General features: G+C 49.8%; 22 protein-coding genes. 4 read left to right on the forward strand and 18 right to left on the reverse strand.

Features of this window, described 5'->3' with window-relative positions:
- The first annotated feature begins 64 nt into the window (after positions 1-64).
- Positions 65-1015, forward strand: a complete 951-nt coding sequence (locus CHB92_RS06300; protein WP_089318339.1) for a sugar phosphate isomerase/epimerase family protein — start codon at positions 65-67, stop codon at positions 1013-1015.
- Positions 1016-1536: 521 nt separating this feature from the next.
- On the opposite strand, the gene CHB92_RS06305 is transcribed toward CHB92_RS06300, so the two are convergent.
- Together CHB92_RS06305 and CHB92_RS06310 are read right to left on the reverse strand one after the other, a co-directional pair.
- Positions 1537-2802 carry a site-specific integrase gene (locus tag CHB92_RS06305; protein ID WP_089318340.1) on the reverse strand — a complete coding sequence of 422 codons (1266 nt, stop codon included), beginning with the start codon at positions 2800-2802 and terminating at the stop codon, positions 1537-1539.
- Between the two features lie 82 nt (positions 2803-2884).
- Positions 2885-3226, reverse strand: a complete 342-nt coding sequence (locus tag CHB92_RS06310) for a hypothetical protein (RefSeq protein ID WP_089318341.1) — start codon at positions 3224-3226, stop codon at positions 2885-2887.
- A gap of 139 nt (positions 3227-3365) precedes the next feature.
- On the opposite strand from CHB92_RS06310, the gene CHB92_RS25750 reads away from it, so the two are divergent.
- The 3 genes from CHB92_RS25750 (at position 3366) to CHB92_RS06320 (ending at position 4444) form a co-directional block, all read left to right on the forward strand.
- Positions 3366-3530, forward strand: a complete 165-nt coding sequence (locus CHB92_RS25750; protein ID WP_179222972.1) for a CopG family antitoxin — start codon at positions 3366-3368, stop codon at positions 3528-3530.
- A 223-nt stretch (positions 3531-3753) separates the two neighbouring features.
- Complete coding sequence (locus CHB92_RS06315; RefSeq protein WP_106219071.1) at positions 3754-4014, forward strand: hypothetical protein; 261 nt, start codon at positions 3754-3756, stop codon at positions 4012-4014.
- Positions 4007-4444 carry a DUF2335 domain-containing protein gene (locus CHB92_RS06320; protein ID WP_089318343.1) on the forward strand — a complete coding sequence of 146 codons (438 nt, stop codon included), beginning with the start codon at positions 4007-4009 and terminating at the stop codon, positions 4442-4444. Before CHB92_RS06315 ends, CHB92_RS06320 begins: the two co-directional genes overlap by 8 nt.
- Before the next feature lie 125 nt (positions 4445-4569).
- On the opposite strand, the gene CHB92_RS06325 is transcribed toward CHB92_RS06320, so the two are convergent.
- The 16 genes from CHB92_RS06325 to CHB92_RS06400 all read right to left on the reverse strand — a co-directional run bounded on the left by CHB92_RS06325 (position 4570) and on the right by CHB92_RS06400 (position 16768).
- The gene (locus CHB92_RS06325) at positions 4570-4851 is read right to left on the reverse strand and encodes a hypothetical protein (protein ID WP_089318344.1); all 282 of its coding nucleotides are present in this window, start codon (positions 4849-4851) and stop codon (positions 4570-4572) included.
- The gene (locus CHB92_RS06330) at positions 4848-5141 is read right to left on the reverse strand and encodes a hypothetical protein (protein WP_089318345.1); all 294 of its coding nucleotides are present in this window, start codon (positions 5139-5141) and stop codon (positions 4848-4850) included. Before CHB92_RS06330 ends, CHB92_RS06325 begins: the two co-directional genes overlap by 4 nt.
- Positions 5142-5256: 115 nt before the next feature.
- Positions 5257-7737 (reverse strand): hypothetical protein, encoded by a 2481-nt coding sequence (locus CHB92_RS06335; RefSeq protein ID WP_089318346.1) that lies wholly within the window; start codon positions 7735-7737, stop codon positions 5257-5259.
- Between the two features lie 5 nt (positions 7738-7742).
- The gene (locus tag CHB92_RS25755; RefSeq protein ID WP_179222973.1) at positions 7743-7916 is read right to left on the reverse strand and encodes a hypothetical protein; all 174 of its coding nucleotides are present in this window, start codon (positions 7914-7916) and stop codon (positions 7743-7745) included.
- 3 nt (positions 7917-7919) lie between these two features.
- Positions 7920-8609 carry a hypothetical protein gene (locus CHB92_RS06340; protein ID WP_089318347.1) on the reverse strand — a complete coding sequence of 230 codons (690 nt, stop codon included), beginning with the start codon at positions 8607-8609 and terminating at the stop codon, positions 7920-7922.
- A 55-nt stretch (positions 8610-8664) separates the two neighbouring features.
- Complete coding sequence (locus CHB92_RS06345) at positions 8665-9042, reverse strand: hypothetical protein (protein WP_144266278.1); 378 nt, start codon at positions 9040-9042, stop codon at positions 8665-8667.
- Between the two features lie 260 nt (positions 9043-9302).
- Positions 9303-9677, reverse strand: coding sequence for a hypothetical protein (locus tag CHB92_RS06350; protein WP_089318349.1), 375 nt, complete (start codon positions 9675-9677; stop codon positions 9303-9305).
- On the reverse strand, positions 9677-9946 hold the full coding sequence (locus tag CHB92_RS06355; protein WP_089318350.1) for a hypothetical protein: 270 nt from the start codon (positions 9944-9946) through the stop codon (positions 9677-9679). The genes CHB92_RS06350 and CHB92_RS06355 overlap by 1 nt, the downstream gene beginning before the upstream one ends.
- Positions 9943-10134 carry a hypothetical protein gene (locus CHB92_RS06360; RefSeq protein ID WP_089318351.1) on the reverse strand — a complete coding sequence of 64 codons (192 nt, stop codon included), beginning with the start codon at positions 10132-10134 and terminating at the stop codon, positions 9943-9945. The genes CHB92_RS06355 and CHB92_RS06360 overlap by 4 nt, the downstream gene beginning before the upstream one ends.
- Entirely contained in the window at positions 10131-10640 is a 510-nt protein-coding gene (locus CHB92_RS06365; RefSeq protein ID WP_089318352.1) for a terminase small subunit, read from the reverse strand. The genes CHB92_RS06360 and CHB92_RS06365 overlap by 4 nt, the downstream gene beginning before the upstream one ends.
- 743 nt (positions 10641-11383) lie before the next feature.
- A complete protein-coding gene (locus CHB92_RS06375; protein ID WP_089318354.1) occupies positions 11384-11683 on the reverse strand; it encodes a hypothetical protein in 300 nt (99 codons plus the stop codon).
- Positions 11684-11802: 119 nt separating this feature from the next.
- A complete protein-coding gene (locus CHB92_RS06380; protein WP_089318355.1) occupies positions 11803-13359 on the reverse strand; it encodes an AAA family ATPase in 1557 nt (518 codons plus the stop codon).
- Positions 13356-14114 carry a BT4734/BF3469 family protein gene (locus CHB92_RS06385; protein WP_089318356.1) on the reverse strand — a complete coding sequence of 253 codons (759 nt, stop codon included), beginning with the start codon at positions 14112-14114 and terminating at the stop codon, positions 13356-13358. The genes CHB92_RS06380 and CHB92_RS06385 overlap by 4 nt, the downstream gene beginning before the upstream one ends.
- Positions 14115-14124: 10 nt before the next feature.
- The gene (locus tag CHB92_RS06390; RefSeq protein WP_089318357.1) at positions 14125-14424 is read right to left on the reverse strand and encodes a helix-turn-helix domain-containing protein; all 300 of its coding nucleotides are present in this window, start codon (positions 14422-14424) and stop codon (positions 14125-14127) included.
- 97 nt (positions 14425-14521) lie between these two features.
- Positions 14522-15508 (reverse strand): hypothetical protein, encoded by a 987-nt coding sequence (locus CHB92_RS06395; RefSeq protein WP_089318358.1) that lies wholly within the window; start codon positions 15506-15508, stop codon positions 14522-14524.
- Between the two features lie 12 nt (positions 15509-15520).
- Positions 15521-16768 carry a site-specific integrase gene (locus tag CHB92_RS06400; RefSeq protein WP_089318359.1) on the reverse strand — a complete coding sequence of 416 codons (1248 nt, stop codon included), beginning with the start codon at positions 16766-16768 and terminating at the stop codon, positions 15521-15523.
- Positions 16769-16811 lie beyond the last annotated feature (43 nt).

A 16811-nucleotide genomic window follows, 5' to 3' on the forward strand; every position in this document is an offset into this window, starting at 1 on the left:
GCATGGGTTAAACAAAAAATGCTTACATTAAGAGATCAACCATCTCAAAGCATCTATTTCTGCCATGACCACATCTTCCTCAAGCCGCCGCCATGCCCTGAAAGTGATGGGAGCCTCTGTTGGTGCTGCTATGCTGCCTGCCATAGTAGGAGCAGCGCCAAGAGATAAAGCAGTGCCCGCTCCTGCCTTTACCTATTGCCTGAACATGAGCACCATCAAAGGCCACAAACTGGGTTTCGTGAAGGAGCTGGAAGTGGCCTCTAAGGCAGGGTTCGGGTCTGTTGAGATCTGGATGGACTCCCTGCAGGCCTACCTCGATGGGGGCGGTACACTCCCCGATGCACGGAAGCGGCTGGACGATCTGGGGCTGACAGTGGAGAATGCCATTGGCTTTGCGCAGTGGATCGTAGACGACGAGGCGACCCGGAAGCAGGGTGTGGAGCAGCTAAAGCGCGAAATGGACCAGTTGGCCCAACTCGGCTGCCGCCGTACGGCAGCGCCGCCCGTGGGCGCTACCCAACAGCCAGGCCTCGACCTGAAGCGGGCCGCCGAGCGCTACCGTGCGATCCTGGAACTGGGGGACAGGGCAGGGGTGGTGCCTCACCTGGAGATGTGGGGCTTCTCCCAAAACCTGAGCCGTTTAAGCGATGTGCTCTACGTGGCAACGGAAAGCGGCCATCCCGCTGCCCGCCTGCTTCTCGACGTTTATCACCTCTACAAGGGGAACTCCAGCCTCGATAGCCTACCCTTGGTGGGCAAAGCCGGCATCGAGATCTTTCATGTGAATGATTATCCGGCTACCCTTTCTCCCGCAGCCATTACGGATGCCGACCGCTTGTTTACCGGGGATGGCGTTGCCCCGCTTTCACGCATTCTGCAAAGCATCCGCACTCCCGGGCGGCCACTGGTCATTTCTCTGGAGGTGTTCAACAAAACCTACTATGCCCAGGATGCCCTGCAGGTAGCGCAGACCGGTTTAGCCAAAATGAAAGCCATGACCAGCAAGTTGGGATAGGGCGGGAGCCAGACTGCTGTACGGTGCCCGTGGGGCAGGATATACTTTGGGCAACATTTTTTGTTCCATTAACCTCCCGCTTGCTCCTTGCTGGAGACACCGAATGCTTCCCTTTCTGCCAGCTGCCTGATCGTATAAGGAATGGCTAAAGCGCTAAGGGAAAGGGTGTGTTCGCTTAAGAAGTACTCTTATTGCTTTTGGTAATGAATAGGTAATTGTATTGCTAATTAACCAACTAAAAATAAAATTTATTAAAAAATTTGCAATTATTAAACCCTTCTTCTATATTTGAAACATCAACATACACTGTAGGGTGTTGAAATTGGCAGACAAGCCCTCCTATCTCGGGGGTGGAGGTTCTGGAACAAAGCAACTTTTAAGACCTATATAGAAGATATTTGCCTAACCACTTCGTGGAGGTTCGAATCCTCCCCCTACAGCACAAAAGGCCCTGTACACGCAGTACAGGGCCTTATTTTTTATATTCGGAAATATTTCGGACGGTACGCTAGAAATTCATTCTATATTCCAGAGAGCACTGCAGCAGTCTGCGCATCTAGTTCCTCGTCTAGAAATTCCTGCATGTAGATCTGTGTTTCTCTTAAGGAAGAGTGCCCCATCATCCCCTGCACAGCGAGGGCATTGGCTCCTGATCGCGCTGCCATACTGGCGAAGGAATGCCGGGCTGTGTGGGTAGTGATGTGCTTGGTGATGCCCAGACGCTCCAGTATGTTCTTTAACTCCCTGTTGATACTAGCTGTACTGGCTTCTATGGCTCTGCGCACTGCCTCCCGGTCCCTCAGGTCTAGTTTCTCAGACAGGAACGGGAGAAGAAACCCGGTGGCTTTCACTGGCAGGTACTGACTCAGCACCCAGCGAAGTCCATCCTCTATCTTTACGGACATCAGCTTGCCGGTCTTCTCCATGACGTAGATAATCCGGCCCCGCTCAAAGTCAACGTTTTCTGACCGTAACATCATCATGTCACCTACCCTTGCGCCCCTGGCATAGAACTGCAGCAGATATAGGTTCCGTATGTGGTTTACCCTGCTGGAATAATCCAGCGGTAACTCCCTGAGTCGCTGGATTTCGCCTGATGTGAGCACCTGCTTGTGCGTTCGTTTATAGGTGATGCTCAGGTTCTGGAAAGGGTTCTTTTCAGGCTTGGCTAACCCATACTTTTCGGCGATGTTGTATACTGTTCTGATCACTGCCAAGTCCTTTGCCGCTGAGTTGTGAGCATTACCATACTTTGTGAACAGGTGTGAACGGTACTCCTCAAGGAAGCCAACCGTTAACTTGCTGATAGGCAGCATCGGCCTGTAAGCCTTGAGCTTTCGGAACACGGAGCGGTGGCGCTTAAAGGAAGAGTAGGAGCTGTTGCCCGACTTCATCAGTGCCTCCCGTTTCTCCAGCTGGTCAGCGAAGAAGGCTATAAAATCATCTGGCTCTCCCTGGTCATTGGTGCCCGTAAGCCGGAGCTTGTAGCGCTCCTTTATATCGGCAGCAGTATAGGAGGCCCCTGCCATCTCAAAGGAGAGCACAGTCTCCCTGAGTCCCAGAATAGCAGCCTCAATAGCCCTGTTGTAGGCCTGGCTCAGAACATTGCCGCGCTTTATCCAGTCCTTATTCTCCAGCCGCCCCCGGGTGTTCCAGTCTTTTTTCGGAACATAGATGCCTAAACCGCAGTTGCACGATTTCCTGTTCTGCGTGATGCGGATCATGACCAGGTGCGAAAAATCTGTCTTGCGTTCTGTTTTATTGATAATTGCCTTTAGTGTTGCCATAGCTGTAATATAAACTCCTGGCCATTCGTGGATCCGCACAGGTTGGACAAGATACTTTCGGGTCTGTTGTTCTTGCTCATAGTTATACTGCTTTTAATTCTAATAGCTTGATGTACTTTTCCAGTAGTTCCGTGTAGGCTGTGAGAAGCTGCTCAAAGCCCTGCGTGTTGTAGTTGTTAATGATGACGTGATTCCGGTCGCCTTGCACGTTGTGCCTGTTGTGGTCACCGTGGATCTTGTAGGCTTTCGCGTCTCTGCCAGCCTGTGTGCCGATGTCCCGGCCTGCCTGTGCGTTCTGCCCCACGTCGTTAGCGTGGTGGCTTCTGATAAGGATGTCGTGCCCGGCTTGGCTGTTGTGGTGGTTCGCTCTGCCAGAAAGGGTGTTTTCTGTAGAGCAGAGGTTTTTTGGGTTAGATGCCTTCACTTTATTTGATTGTGTTTTGATTGTATACCGCAACAATAGTACAACATGTTTTAAAATTGCACAATGTTTTCACTATATTTTTGATTGTGAATTAATGGTTGTTTATACCTTTGTGACGTATAACACTAAAAACCTATATATGATGGCTGCAGAAGAGCAAAAGAAGATTACCGTAAACTTCCAGATGGATTCCGACTTGCACGAAAAGCTTAAGGCTATTGCAAAGAAGAAAGGGATTAGCTTCGCTGGATATATCAGGATGATCTGCTCTGAGGCTGTTGCGTCCGAGGGAGGGAACAGGTAAGGCTGTAGTACTCGGCTGCTCCAAAGCTTTACATGACGCTAACCTTAATGCTAATCTCGTACCTTGTCTTTATGGCTCTCTCTAAATTTATCTATAGACTTTAGTTGTAGTTGTTGTTGTTAGTCTTTATGTTTGATATAGTAATCATCATCAATGCCATTAGACGAATGGCCCTCTCGTGCGGCTTTTGAATCTATTTAAAAGTGTTCGCGTTGAAGGATGTATGAGTAAAGATTCAAATATGGCAATACATAAAAAGGCAAATAGACTTAAGTCGATACTCCACGGTGCCTCCAGTGCATTGAATATTTATGGCTCAACCAAGTCCACTGGTGCCTTATTTAATCGCTTGGAGAGAGTGAACAGAACAGGCGGCTTAGGGAGAGTTTTAGATGGAGAAAGCCTTCGCAAAGACTGGGAAAATGTAGGCTCCGATATGAGAGGAGCACTTAACAAGATTAAACGATCAGCAGAAATTGGGTAAGCAACCGCCTGTAAAACATAATCCACATCAAAGCCAGCCAGCAAACGGGCAGGCTTTTTTATTGTCGCAGCAAAAGATTCAGTCAGGCCCGATTCCTTCAGCGGAGGAGTTGGCTAGCCTTGAGAACGTACTGCCAGGAATTGCAGAGCGAATCGTCGCAATGGCTGAGAAAGAGCAAAATGAGCGACACTACCTTAACCGCTTGGTGTCGCAAGCTGAGGTAGATCTTGTTGCAGGAGAGACATCACTTAAAAAAAGAGGGCAATGGATGGCAATCGTTAGTGTCTGCATTATAGTTGCCCTTTGCACATACGCGTTTTATCTAGGTCATCCGGAGCAAGCTGCACTAATAGCTTGCACTGTCATAATAGGCTTAGTTGGAGCTTTTGCCTATAGCAGGACGATAGATAAGGACAACGAAAAGAAATAAGCAAAGCCTCTCCAGATCGGAGAGGCTTTTTTTTGTGCACATAAAAAGAGAAAAAGAAACCCCCGCCAAAAGCGAGGGCCTCAAACCTATTAGACTCATAAATCCTCACCCCTGAGGTTACACCATTATCTTAGTTCTTTCATAAGCGCCTGTATGTCGCTTTTGCTGAAGTCTAGCTGCTCCAGTACCTGCTCTGCTGTGGTCCTCTCCTGCTGTGTGGTGTCTTTACTGGTGGCTGCATACAACAGGGCCGCTGCTACAACCTCTGCCTGCTCTGAAGACAGTACTAGCCTCTTGGGTGGCTGCGCTCCTGCCACTGCCCTTCCTGATCGCTGCCACATGTCCCACACGCTGCGGGGAATACCCATAGGGCTTTTTATGCTGTTCTTTATCGTCCCGTTTTTCATGGTATGAATGTTATTGCTGTAATCAGTTTTCCTTTTTCATTAACCTCCTGTGCGCCCTCTGTGGATACCCCCTGACGCTTCAGCACATCAAACACCAGGTTGATGTCGTCCCACTTCAGCTGTTCTACCTCTATGCCTTCTATGCCAGCGTGTACGCCCCTAATGGCTGCTCTTAGCATGGCTTTATACTCCTGATCCGTCAGTACTACCACATGCTTCTTTTGTGCCAATGGGTTTGGGGTCTGACTTTTACTTTTTTTGGAGTAAAAGTATTCTATAAGCTTTCTCATCTCTTGATTGTCTTAGTTTAAAAGAGGCAGAGGGGAACAGGTCCGACCTGTTTAATAGCTTGTTCCTTTGCGTCTAAAGTCGCCAGCTAATTCTTTTCGCCCTCTGCTGTTCCCTTTATTGGTTCGCAATAGTGTTTGTCTTAACATCTTTAGCCAGACTGCCCTTAATGTCGCTGATCCTGGTTACCGGGGCCGGTAGCTTGGCCATGGCTCTGGCCAGCCTGTCGTAGTCAATGGCTGGAGCTGGAGCGCCTGCCAGGAACTCCCGTGTTGCCGCTGGTAGCTGATAGGTAGGTCCGGTTACCAGACCCCCTGTAGCATAGCCGCGTAAGCCTGCCGCCTCGATGCGATGGGCTGTTACCCCGCGCTGGGTGCGCATTCTCTCCAGTTTTTCGACCAGTTCCGGGTTCTGCTTTACCATCTTAGCAGTAAGTACATATTCTCCTTTGTGGACGATACCCGCGACAGCTGTAGGGGCACCATCACCAGTGTAACCACCTTCATAAAACTGTGGCGCCTGTGGTGCATCTCCACTAGAAAGCAGTTGCTTAGCCCGTAACAGGTTAGCGGTAACGGTTGCAATCGTACTGGCCATTGCTACCAGGTTACCCGGAAAAGGTACGTCCTGTGAGGCTGCAATACCTTTTGTGATAGCTTCCGCGCTGGCAATACCAATCTGGAACAAGGCCAGGGCTTTCTGGAAGTTTGCAGACTCCTCTGACTGGTTTGCCATCAGCTGGGCAATATCTCCCAGGGATCCTGCCAGCATGGAGACCGTCTCAAACTCTGCCTGTGCTATCTCCGCTTTCCTGTCTGCCTCATATTGCCGCTGGGCTACGTTGCGCTCTACATTGGCCTGAGCCTCCTGCAGGATCTGCTCAGCATGGAGCTTACGGGCCGCTGCTTCCTTCTCTGCCGTTTCCTTGGCTACGGCTACCAGCTTCTCTGCAAACTCTTTTCGGGCTGCGAGTTCCTGCTGATCAAAGCGGGCCTGTATTACCTGCTTCTGTCTTTCAGTCAGCTCTTTGTTTGACAGCTCTATCTCCATCTCCTTTTTAGCCAGCTCCAGCTTAGCCTCCAGGCGCTCTTTGCTGCCCTCCGCTGTCTGCAGCACCAACAGCTCCAGTCCTGCTTTCTCATCCTCAATGCGCCTTTTCCGCTCTTCCTGCTCCTTTTCGCTGAGTTCCTTTGCCAGGGCAACACGCTTAGCCACCGCTTCCTTATTGAGCTGATTCAGCTTGTTGTTCATAGTGGTCTGCATCTCGAGAGAAGATTCCTGCAGCTCATCCAGCGCGGCCTCTGCCTCTGCCAGTGCGCGGTCTTCGTCATTGCCGTTATAGGTCAGTTTCTGCTCTGCCCTGATCGCTGCCACCTTATCCTGCTGCAGCTTTATCTGCTTCTGCAGCAAGCCCTGCTCAATGGCCAGGGCCTTCTCAGCAGCGGCCGCTCTTTCCTTCTCTGTCTTGGTCTGGTCTTCAACTATAAAGTTCAGCTCCTTTATCTCTCGCCTGCTCTTGGAGCGCTCCTTGTTCAGGGCAATCTCTGCTTTCTCAATGCGCTGAAACTCTTTCTCTATCCGGGCCGCTTCAACTGCCACGTTCCCAACCTCTTTAGCAAAGCCTTTCGCCTTGGCTGTGGCGTTCTCTATGCCCAGACTAACCTGCGCAATACCGTCCTGAATCTTGGTGGTGTCGCCTGACTTGAAGCCCTCCCAGATGGTGAGGAACCCTTTTAGCCTGGTGGTGACGTTGCCTATGATCTCAGTGCCCAATTTCTCCAGGAAGTCGCCTAAATCGTGGATGTCCTTAAACCAGTCAATGGTTGCTTTCCCCACATCAGACAGCCGGTCCCCAAGAAAGCCTAATACCGTGGTAATGGACTTGGTTACCTGGTTTACCTTATCAATCCCTTCCTGTGTCCTGGTAAGCCAGCTAACAAGCCCACCCAGCAGCAGCACAACCGCCCCGATGCCTGTAGCTGCCATAGCCAGCTTAAAGGCCTTGAGCATGGAGATATTGCCACCCAGCGCATTCTTTGTAAGGGTCAGCGTGGCCTGGTAGGCCTGCTGTGCCTGGGTCGCCTTGTCGGTGATCGTGGCCAGTAAACCGGTACCGTCAACAGCCTGCAGGATGCCGCCCGTGTAGTCCCCTACTGAGCGCCCAAACTGCCCGTAACTCTGCTCCAGGTCCTTCAGCTCATCATTGAGGGCTTTCATGTCCTGCTGCATCTTCTTCCCAAGCTCAGATTCCCGCTCTTCCTTAGACAGGGCGCGGTACTCCTTCTTCATTTCGGAAAGGGCCAGGCTCATCTGCTCCATGGATCCGGCAGCGGCTTTGTCAGCTCTGGTCTTTGCCTCCAGCGTAGCCTGTGCCAGGCGCTGCTCTTTGTTCAGGTCCTTTAGCTTGGCCTTCAGTTCTACCTGCTTCTCTATCTGCTCATCTGAGGCTTCCCCAGATTCCTTTATAGCTTTGGCTAATTGCTGCTCCTCCTTCTTCGTTTGCAGGATGTCCTTTTGCAGCGATATAATCTTCTTTCGGTATTCTCCTTCGTTAATATCGATCCGAAGCATTACGCTTCTATTCTGTTCGTCTGCCATCTCTGTCAGTGTATAGTGTTATTACTATGTTTGAAGTACTCCGGACGGTCCCGCTGCAGCTTCTCCAGCGCTTCTTTCTGCTCCACATTGCGCACCAGGTCCCCGGATTGATCTATTATGAAACAGGGAACCGCTGCCGGCTCCCTGCTCCTGATCTTCTGAATGATTGCGTGCTTCACAGGCTACCTCCTTTTGCTTTTTGCCAATGTGACCATGTGGCTTTTAAGCACGCTTGGGTTCTTTGTCAGCTCGCTTGTTAAGTCGTTTTGCTTAATCACAGACTTAGAAACAACGTGTAGCCCGTATCTCTCGCTCAGGTATCCAACCCTTTCGAATATTTCGTCAAAGATGATAGCTGCCTCTTTTTCCTCATCTGTCTCTGCATAAACAGAGTGATGATCCACAAACCTTTCTATGGCCTCCTGTTTGAAAGTGGCTGTAAAGCCATTGATTTCAAAGTTGCCAACTACCAGCACGTACTGCAGGCTTTGTCCTGCATTGCTGATAATGCCATCAATCACTTTCCTGATATTAGCCAGTGCCAGGTTAGCAGGTATCACGTTGGGGATTTCTATCATTTCCCTAACCTTCTCCAGGCTGAAGACCATACCCTGAACAGTTACAGGCCCTGTGGCCATACGCTCCCGTACCTGTCGCTCCAATGGCTTGTTACCATTGATAGCGCTTACTACTTCCTCAATACTGAACTCTCCAACGTTCAGCTTCTCCAGCTCTGCCAGTGCCTTGTTAAAAGCGGCAGTGACAGCTGGCAGGTTCTTCTCTAACCTTGCAATTTCCCGCTCGTCACGCTGCAGGACCATTTTCTCTGTGGGGATCTCTACTCTGAATCCCTCTTTTACTTGTGTGTTCATTGGTGTAAAAAATTTAAGGGTGAAAAATAGACTGTTAGGCTTGGTTTAGGTTGTGCTACTGTGCTATTACCGCCCCGGGCAGCGGCATGTAATGCGTTATGGTCTGGTCTTTCCCTACTCTGGCCATTCTACCGGCCCTGTACTCATAGACATCCTTCAGCTGGCCATAGAGAACCTTCGTGGCGTGCTTGAGCTGCCCATCATAAGCCCGGTAGCGTACCGAACCCAGGAAGAAACCCCGGGGTAATTCCCGCCTCTTAAGCTCTCCCTCTGCGGGTAGCCACTCCGTTTCCACTGGTACCGGCTCTGCTGTTAGTTGCCGCAATTTTGCGGCCTCCTCTTCCGGTTCTTCCGTCTCTTCAGGTAAGTCGACTCCCATATAATCGACTTCTAAGCCTTCAATAAGGCCCTCTTCGTACAGGTATGTCATCACTGGTTTAGGTTTGTTTGGTTTTAGGTAGGTAGGTAGGTAGGATAGGCAGGACCTTAAACGCCCTGCTTAAACCGTATGATAAAATGAATGAAAAGGCTGTTCCAGTAGCTTGAAAGAGGGCCTGCTGCCCTGCTATTTAGCTATATTAAAAATACTTAATATAAAGGGAATCAGGCTCCTAGATGTTACTTAACCTGCTCGGGCCGTTCTGTTTGCTTTTGGTTTGGGCGAAGGGAGAAACCGATTCAGTACCCCACCCCTTATTTAACCAACCAGGATGGTCTGGACATTACTTTAGTCCATGGTTGCAGCAAGACGGTGCGCGCTGTGTCTATCTCTTCCTCGCTTAATGTGGTAAGGTCAGCCCGGTTCAATATGTCGCGCTCTGGGGCCTCTGCGTTAGCCTTCCTAAGAAGAAGAATAAACAGCTTTAGTTCAGGCACAGTAAAGTGTTCAAAGCCCTTGCTCTCCTCATGCCTAAGCATAAAGTTCTTGTATACCTGTTGCTCTGGAGCAGTGAGCAGGTCGGTATCTACTTCAGGACCGCATACAAGGCGCTGCAGGTCTTCAAGAGAGCCGGGCTTGCCCTGCAGCATGTCCTTAAGCAGGGATCTTAGCTGAGTAGTGTTTACCATCACAGTACCACGTCCCTTTCACAGAAAGCCAGCGGAACCTTGCTCTCTCTTATCTTGATGAGGAATACCTCCCGATCTCCTACCACGGCCTCCATCTGCTCCTTGGTAAGCCCATCTTGCCCCTCCACGGTATAAGTGCCATCAGCGCGCAGCATTACGCCCACCATCTCAAACTGCGAGGCTTCCCGCTTTAACTTCTTAACCACCTCCTCAGGGTCTTCTGTGCCCTGCAGCAGCTGCTTTAATAGTTCTCTTCTGTTATCCTTCATGTGCCAGTAGGGAATAAGTTTTTAACCACTTCGTTATCGGTGCCGCCCATAAACTCTACCACCGCTTTATAGATGTCAAAGCCCTTAACCTCTTCCAGCTTCTCCTTTACCTGGTCAGCGCTCAGCGCCCCGGAAAGTATCTGCTTCAGCACTTCCCGCTTGTTTGTATCACCTTGGTTTCTTCTCATTTCTTCACCTTGGCCAGTAGTTCTTTAATCAGCTGATCCAGACGCTCAGGTGGTAGCTTATCAATCAGGTCCGAAGACGTCATGTAGCCGCCCAGGTGCTTCATCAGCATGTCCAGAGCTGTAAGCTTTGAGTGCATCTTTACCTTGCGGGTGGTGCCGTACTTGTTGATGGTCTCGGAGATCTCGGCAATGGATGCCAGCTGTGCCGGGGTTAGCTCTTCAAAGGGTTTTACCTTCAGCCCATCAGAGGACTGCAGCACATCTGAGACGTTGGTAAAGGCGATCTTTACCAACTCCTGCACGACGCTCTTTACTTCTACTCCTGATTCCTGCATGATCTGGTTTCGGAGCGCTGCCAACTGTTGCTGTACTTCCGGATTCTTCAGCAGGCGCTGCCCTTGAGAGTAAGCCGTCTTTTCAGAGTAGCCGGCACGCAATGCCGCTTGAGTGGCGTTCTGGTCTTTGATGTATTCCAGGCAAAAGCGGTCCTGTTTGGGTTTAAGCATATAAGGCTATTTTGTCCGAACTATGTCCGATTTTTTAAAAAATGAGGTGTAGCTATACTTAAAAAGGTTGTTTTTCACTCCTTTAGGGACTAGAACCCGTATTTTTTTCGAAAAGCCACCCTTTTCCAAAAGCATATTGCTTACCTTTGAGACACTACTTAGGCCTCTGAGTGCGTTAGGTAGTTATGGCAATACAGTTTGCCGCTGGTGTTGTCTAAAAGGCTGCTGGATGTCGGGTCTAGCAGCCTTTTTTGTTTATATAAAAATACCTATATAAAGTCTTACCACCCACGCTTATATCAAGACAAGTTACTTAACCTTAATAGGTTGCACCCTAAATACACACGGCTTAGCATGTGGTGCCCTCTTCATGAGTTTCAACATTATTCAACACTTGGCCTTGCTTCTTTAGGATTGGATGACGGTGCACAAACTGTCTGAAGGCATTGTAAGTGCGCCCCAGGCGTTCTGCCATCTGCCGTCCATCCAGGTGTCCCTCAGTGTAGTAAGCCTGCGTGTCCCTTATGTCCGATGTGGTGTAGGCTCGTCGCCTTCTAGATGGGTCTATTTTCATTTCAAAATCAAAAAACAGGTCAAGCGATACATGTGTGGGCGCCTGAAACATTGATAGGGGGTAGGAGGGGGCTATTCTAAGCGGGGATACCCAGGGGGACCTAGTACCAAAAGGTTGCTTAGAGGCGGTTATGGTACTGTTTTCCAGCGGTTATGGTACCTATAAATTATTAGCCTGCACACCTCTCTTCGTGATAAATGCACCCAAAGTCTTGACGGGTGTACATATCCGTGTTCAAATCGTCCAGGTTGTACTCTACATCCCCATCTGTATACAGGACCTCATTGCCGTAGGTCTTATGTTCAAAGTAGGTACCGTGCTGGTAAAGCAAGCCACAACCGCAGCAGCCAAACACTGGCTGAGGTAGGCCCTCAAATCTTGGTTTGTTCCGTGACCAGTGTTTACAGGTCTGGCAGTAAATGCCTTTTTGCTCCGGTTGCGGCGTTTGGGTAGGTTTCTGGGTTTCCATAATGATAGATTGGTTTTGTTCGTAGCTGGTTTAGTGGTTTAAACTAGTTTATCTAAACCACCTGTTTAACTGGTTTACTAGTTTACCCGCCCTATATATAGGCGGGTTAAACCAGTGGATTAAACTACTGACGGTACTTCAGGCGTTTTTGGATCTAATTGCCAGAAAGAGTCTTTTGATCTTGGCTTCCCTTGTTGAGAAATGTATCCTTGGTTCTGGTAGAACTGTATGAAGTCTTTCACCTTGTTGTCCCCCAAGCGTAGGCCGTACTCGTTCAGCACCAGCTTAACCTGAGACACCAACTGACCATACCTTGGGAATTTTACATCTTTGAAAGCTTTCTCCAACACTTCCCTGTGTGTCTCTTCCGGCCAGTCGATGGGCACCACCCCTTTCGCAGTGGATCCTCCTGCTGATGTTCGCAGCTCCAGGTGATCCACCAGCACAGGTAGACCATGGTCATTGATCTCAAAGGCGAATGGCTCAAACTCTCTCTCCCGGCAATACTCAGCCTCCACAATGGACATGTCGCCATTCTCCTTATCCTTGGTAATAGACAGGACCGTCTCAGCCTTATTCTGCAGTTCAGTCCCTAAGTGACCGCGTGCGTTGTTGTCTCCCTTATTCTGATGCAGCACACACATGACATGCAGTTCCTGCTCCTCAGTCCATTTCAGGAGCTTGCTGGAGAGCATGGTTGCCAGCTCCTCATCATTTATGGAAGACACAAGGTCCCGCACACCGTCGATCACCACCAGCCCTACATTAGGGGTCGTGTTAATGGCGGTGTCTATAATCTGGAGCCGCTCTGCCGGGTTATACTTGCGCAGGCCGTACGCTCGGAAGTTATCAGGGGTGTGTATGCCTGAGAGCCTGAGCACGCGTCTGGCAGCCTTCTGCACGTGGTATTTGCCCTGCTCTGTGTCAAAGTACAGCACGTTGCTTTTTTCGGCTGGTAAGCTGCCTCGGAAGATGCCCAGCACCGGATCAGTGTTTATGGCTGCAGCCAGTGCTATTGTGATAAAGAAAGTCTTACGGCTCTTGGCCTTGCCGATCACCATGGAGAAGTTGCCCCGCGTGCCTATGATCGCACTCAGACCACCCTGCACTACTTCCAGGCACACAGGCGGTGGCGCCAGCTCCTCACTGAAATCTATCTCAGCATCATTCAGGAAAGCGAGAATATCCTCCTCTGTCAGCTCAGTCTCTTCCTGATCCTGGTTCTGTGGAGTTATGCGTTGCCCTTTTTGCGCTTGCTGGCGCTTTTTCCATGGATGGCTTGTGTCTAAGCCAACACTGGAGCAGTAGTTTACAAAGGTCCCTAAACCAGTCCGGCCACTGATAAACTTCCCTATCTGGTAGGTGAACTTCTTCTCGCACTCGTCATAGTCATAGCCGGGGTACATGCTGCAGACACGATGGTAAAAGTCGCGCCCGTACTCTCCTAGGCTTGCCAGCGAGTAACCGGCTTTAATCCAGTCTTCGTGATGGCTGGTAATGTCTATCCTCCGGGCCTCCAACTCCTGCACGAGGTGCTCTATATGAGCCAAGTCAAAATCTAGCCCCGGGTCAGCGGTTTTCTTCGGGGGGGGCGTGCTTTTAGGTGCCGGCTTCGGTGCCTCTTGCTCCTGGGTGGTTGGGAGAAAGGCGTTAATGTCTATGGGTTGGTAGGTCATTTAGTGACAAAGTGCGGGTTGACGAATATATTGGGATCGTGAGGCAGGAAACAGGCGCGGGAGACGTTCTTGCAGCTTGAGTCAAGCTTTCCCATTTCCAGCCCGAAAGAGCGCGCCAGGTACTGCCTATAGCCCTCATACCAATCGTATTGACTATGCTTGGAAATATCCATCTCATACAGGACCTTCAGTCCGTCCCCGTTAGGGCTAATGAAACAAACCACCGTGGCTAAGTCCTCTATGATCTTTGCCCTAACCTCCTCCAGTCGCTCCCCCAGGTGATCGATGTCGATGCAGATCAGGCCTGAGTGTTTGGCCAGCCCCTTGTCATCTCTGTAAGTGAATGTTCCGGAAAAGGTAGCATAGGAAAAGTTGGTGCGCTTGTAGATGCTGTTGGGACAATCTTTCCGTTTACCGGTGGTGTTCTTGGGCGTAGCCCTCAACACATTAGTCTCGTGCTTAAACACTTCGCTCCTAATCAGGTTTACCACGTTGTGAAGTGGCATTTGCTTTTGCCAGGTCGTGTTAGTGGCTGGAGCGTAAAACACGCTTACCACTTGACTCAGGAGTGAGGGTTCAGGTGCCGGGGACGGGTTCTGGTAAGTGGCCAGTAGGGTGCAGTTCAGGTGCTGGTATATTGGCTGCTGGTACATGGCCACTTTTTCCAGTGCCAGTGCCTCCCCTCTTTCTTGGCAAAGCTCTTTAAAAGTATACTTATAGAACTCCTTTGCCGCTGGGTGTGTCTGTGTGTCCATTGGCCGCTCCCTATGCTCTTCTGAGTGGTTGCTCCAGTGACTGAAGAACTTCACTCTTAAAGAAATAGACACGTCGGCCTTTACGGTAAAAGGGGATTTTACCTTCTGCCATAAACTTTGTGATGGTGGGTTCAGAGCAGCGAAGCAACTGGCAAGCTTCTTTTTTAGAGATAGGTTTCTCTTGATCCTGCGTGGCAGAAGATGGTGCGGCCGCTAGCAGCGGTCGCAGCGCCTCTACCACTTCGTTTACCAGCAGCTGTCGCTCCTCCGGGGACAGGGTGGCTATAACTGAAAATTCCTTTACGTTCATAACTTTTTCGTTAGGTTATGACGCAAAGGAATCCCTGAATTTTTCCTGCATTTTCCCGCTTTTCACGTTCGTGAACAAACAGGAAAAACTAGGTTGTTTACAAGCGCTTCAAAATGTCATGCATCTCACTCAACCACTCTGGGTTCTTTAATTTTCTGAACATTGATTCATCAAAAGGCTTCTCTCCAAGTCCAAAATATTTACAAATAGAACGGCCTACAGGGGTTCTTTTAGTCGTAGTCAAGTAAGCCTTAGTTTCACAAAGGACTTCACAAAGAGCAATTATGCTGGCATTCTCATCACTAATCCACTTCCGGTTTTCGTCGACAAAGTCCCTCGATTGTAGTATCTGGGTTAGCTTCGCCAACTTCTCGCCATCCCTAAAAAGGGTTTCAAGAGGTGCAACATCAGTTCTTTTCTTTCCTCCTTCTCTACCTTTCTTTTCGCTTGTATTGCTGTGGCCGTTCTTGCCATTGTTCTCTAACTTGGGGAAACGCGGATCAATCATAACCTCCCCTTTGACATGATCGGGTAGGATACTGTACCAACTATACACTTCCTCCATCACCTGTGTAGCCCTATCTGTAACCCTTTTGGGCTTCTGCTCCACTAACAGCAACCGATGTAGATCTAATAACCAACTTCGATGAAGGCGCTCTACCTCCAGCAGTTGAATGAGTGCATCTCTCTCCTCTTCCTCCAGAGATGATTCGCCGGCCTCATCCCAGAAAGAGTTCTCCTCACTGTCTGTCACGAAAACAGTAGGCGACACCCTGCCTCCCGAGAAACGGTTTTCCTTTATCTGGGTGGTCCATCTATCTACCATAAGCGCCAAGTACTTTAGCACTGGTTTCTTCTTGTCTGCCGACACAATGGCGCTGACAAATGCAGGGACAGTTTTTTCCTCTCCGACCCAACCAGTAGGAAAACCGTGTTCCATCCTAGTATAGTCCCAACCTGGTGGCGTATACTCTACCCCGGCTATTTTCTCGATATCTGCTATGGCCTTGTCTTTGAGGCTCTCGGCGTAGCGCTCGTAATGAGGAACGTGTTCCTGCTCAGGCTCTAATTCATCTAAGTTCATTTTCCCCACGCTTTAAGATACCACCTTCATTTGCACCGGCAGCTGCCAAATACTATTCATTTCCTGCTCTGCTACCTTCTCCGATATCTTAATGTATTTCTTAAAAGTAGCATAGTTGGTATGCCCGGAAATCCGCATCACGACCTCCGGCCGCATGCCTTTCTCCAGGGACAGGGTAATGAAGGTGCGCCTGGCCGTGTGGGTGCTGATGAACTCGTACTTGGGCTGACTGTTGACCAGCTTCTCATTACCGCGTCTTTTGGTGAGGGTGGTCGGTTCATTAATCCCCACTAGTTCCCCCAGGTCCTTCAGGTAGTCGTTGGTCTTCTGGTTACTCATCACAGGCAAAGGCTTTGGGGCATCCTTATACTTCTCCAGAATAGCCAGTGCAAAGCCATTTAGCGGCACTTGGTGCGCTCTGTCGGTCTTTACCGTGCGCAGTACCCACTTGTCGCCTTTGATATCGCTGTGCTTCAAATTAGCGATGTCAGAGTAGCGCTGCCCGGTGAAGCACCCAAAGCAAAACACGTCCCGCACCTTGTCCAGTTTGCTCCCTACCGGTATCTTGGCATCATAGAGCATCATCAGCTCCTTCTCGGTGAGGTAGATGATCTCCACATCCTTCTGCGGTGCCTTGAACTTCTTGAAAGCCAGGTTCTGGTGCAGGCCACGTTCCATGGCCCAGGCCATAAAGGTTTTGAGAGTAGTAAAGTCTTTCCAGAGCGTGTTGTCAGTGTGCTTCAGAACCTGCTGCAGGTAAGTTTTGAACAGGTCGAAAAAGCGAAGGTCAATGGTGTCGAAGGTGATCCTGTAACGGTACTTCTCGCTAAAGGCCTTCAGCTGCTTTAAGAACACCTTGTACTTAGTGATAGTACCCTTGCTTCTCTCGGTGGCGCTGATATCGATGTACTCCTGCAAGTGCTCAAAGAAGTCCATAGCCTCAGATGGTTGTTTCTTCTCAAAGAACCCGTTAACTGCCTCCCGTAGCTCTGGTATAGAAAGGTCCCTTTCTTCTGTGAGCTTGTTATAGAGCTTGTGCAGATCCTTCTTGTGAGAGTCGAGCCATCCGTTAAACTCCGGGCTACCGGTGTAGTTTCGCTTAACGTGGTTACCGTTCTTGTCCGCCTTGGTGTTCCAGTACCTGGGGTTGATGTACTGCCCGGTCTTTAGCTTGATGGTATGCGTACCGACACGCATGTAGAGGTAGATAGCCGTGTCCGTCTCGGACTTGGGCTTATCCAAGTAGTAATTAAGTGTCATACAGTTTGCCGCTGATTGTATTCAAAGATAGCTAACCGTCCGA

The organism is Pontibacter ummariensis, assembly GCF_900188175.1.
In the GTDB taxonomy this organism is placed as follows: domain Bacteria; phylum Bacteroidota; class Bacteroidia; order Cytophagales; family Hymenobacteraceae; genus Pontibacter; species Pontibacter ummariensis.

What these genes read in the sequence shown, in the direction of transcription:
- CHB92_RS06300 (WP_089318339.1), top strand. Translation starts at nt 65, where the DNA reads ATGACCACATCTTCCTCAAGCCGCCGCCATGCCCTGAAAGTGATGGGA.
- CHB92_RS06305 (WP_089318340.1), bottom strand. Translation starts at nt 2,802, where the DNA reads ATGGCAACACTAAAGGCAATTATCAATAAAACAGAACGCAAGACAGAT.
- CHB92_RS25750 (WP_179222972.1), top strand. Translation starts at nt 3,366, where the DNA reads ATGATGGCTGCAGAAGAGCAAAAGAAGATTACCGTAAACTTCCAGATG.
- CHB92_RS06315 (WP_106219071.1), top strand. Translation starts at nt 3,754, where the DNA reads ATGAGTAAAGATTCAAATATGGCAATACATAAAAAGGCAAATAGACTT.
- CHB92_RS06325 (WP_089318344.1), bottom strand. Translation starts at nt 4,851, where the DNA reads ATGAAAAACGGGACGATAAAGAACAGCATAAAAAGCCCTATGGGTATT.
- CHB92_RS06330 (WP_089318345.1), bottom strand. Translation starts at nt 5,141, where the DNA reads ATGAGAAAGCTTATAGAATACTTTTACTCCAAAAAAAGTAAAAGTCAG.
- CHB92_RS06335 (WP_089318346.1), bottom strand. Translation starts at nt 7,737, where the DNA reads ATGGCAGACGAACAGAATAGAAGCGTAATGCTTCGGATCGATATTAAC.
- CHB92_RS06340 (WP_089318347.1), bottom strand. Translation starts at nt 8,609, where the DNA reads ATGAACACACAAGTAAAAGAGGGATTCAGAGTAGAGATCCCCACAGAG.
- CHB92_RS06350 (WP_089318349.1), bottom strand. Translation starts at nt 9,677, where the DNA reads ATGGTAAACACTACTCAGCTAAGATCCCTGCTTAAGGACATGCTGCAG.
- CHB92_RS06355 (WP_089318350.1), bottom strand. Translation starts at nt 9,946, where the DNA reads ATGAAGGATAACAGAAGAGAACTATTAAAGCAGCTGCTGCAGGGCACA.
- CHB92_RS06360 (WP_089318351.1), bottom strand. Translation starts at nt 10,134, where the DNA reads ATGAGAAGAAACCAAGGTGATACAAACAAGCGGGAAGTGCTGAAGCAG.
- CHB92_RS06365 (WP_089318352.1), bottom strand. Translation starts at nt 10,640, where the DNA reads ATGCTTAAACCCAAACAGGACCGCTTTTGCCTGGAATACATCAAAGAC.
- CHB92_RS06375 (WP_089318354.1), bottom strand. Translation starts at nt 11,683, where the DNA reads ATGGAAACCCAGAAACCTACCCAAACGCCGCAACCGGAGCAAAAAGGC.
- CHB92_RS06380 (WP_089318355.1), bottom strand. Translation starts at nt 13,359, where the DNA reads ATGACCTACCAACCCATAGACATTAACGCCTTTCTCCCAACCACCCAG.
- CHB92_RS06385 (WP_089318356.1), bottom strand. Translation starts at nt 14,114, where the DNA reads ATGGACACACAGACACACCCAGCGGCAAAGGAGTTCTATAAGTATACT.
- CHB92_RS06390 (WP_089318357.1), bottom strand. Translation starts at nt 14,424, where the DNA reads ATGAACGTAAAGGAATTTTCAGTTATAGCCACCCTGTCCCCGGAGGAG.
- CHB92_RS06395 (WP_089318358.1), bottom strand. Translation starts at nt 15,508, where the DNA reads ATGAACTTAGATGAATTAGAGCCTGAGCAGGAACACGTTCCTCATTAC.
- CHB92_RS06400 (WP_089318359.1), bottom strand. Translation starts at nt 16,768, where the DNA reads ATGACACTTAATTACTACTTGGATAAGCCCAAGTCCGAGACGGACACG.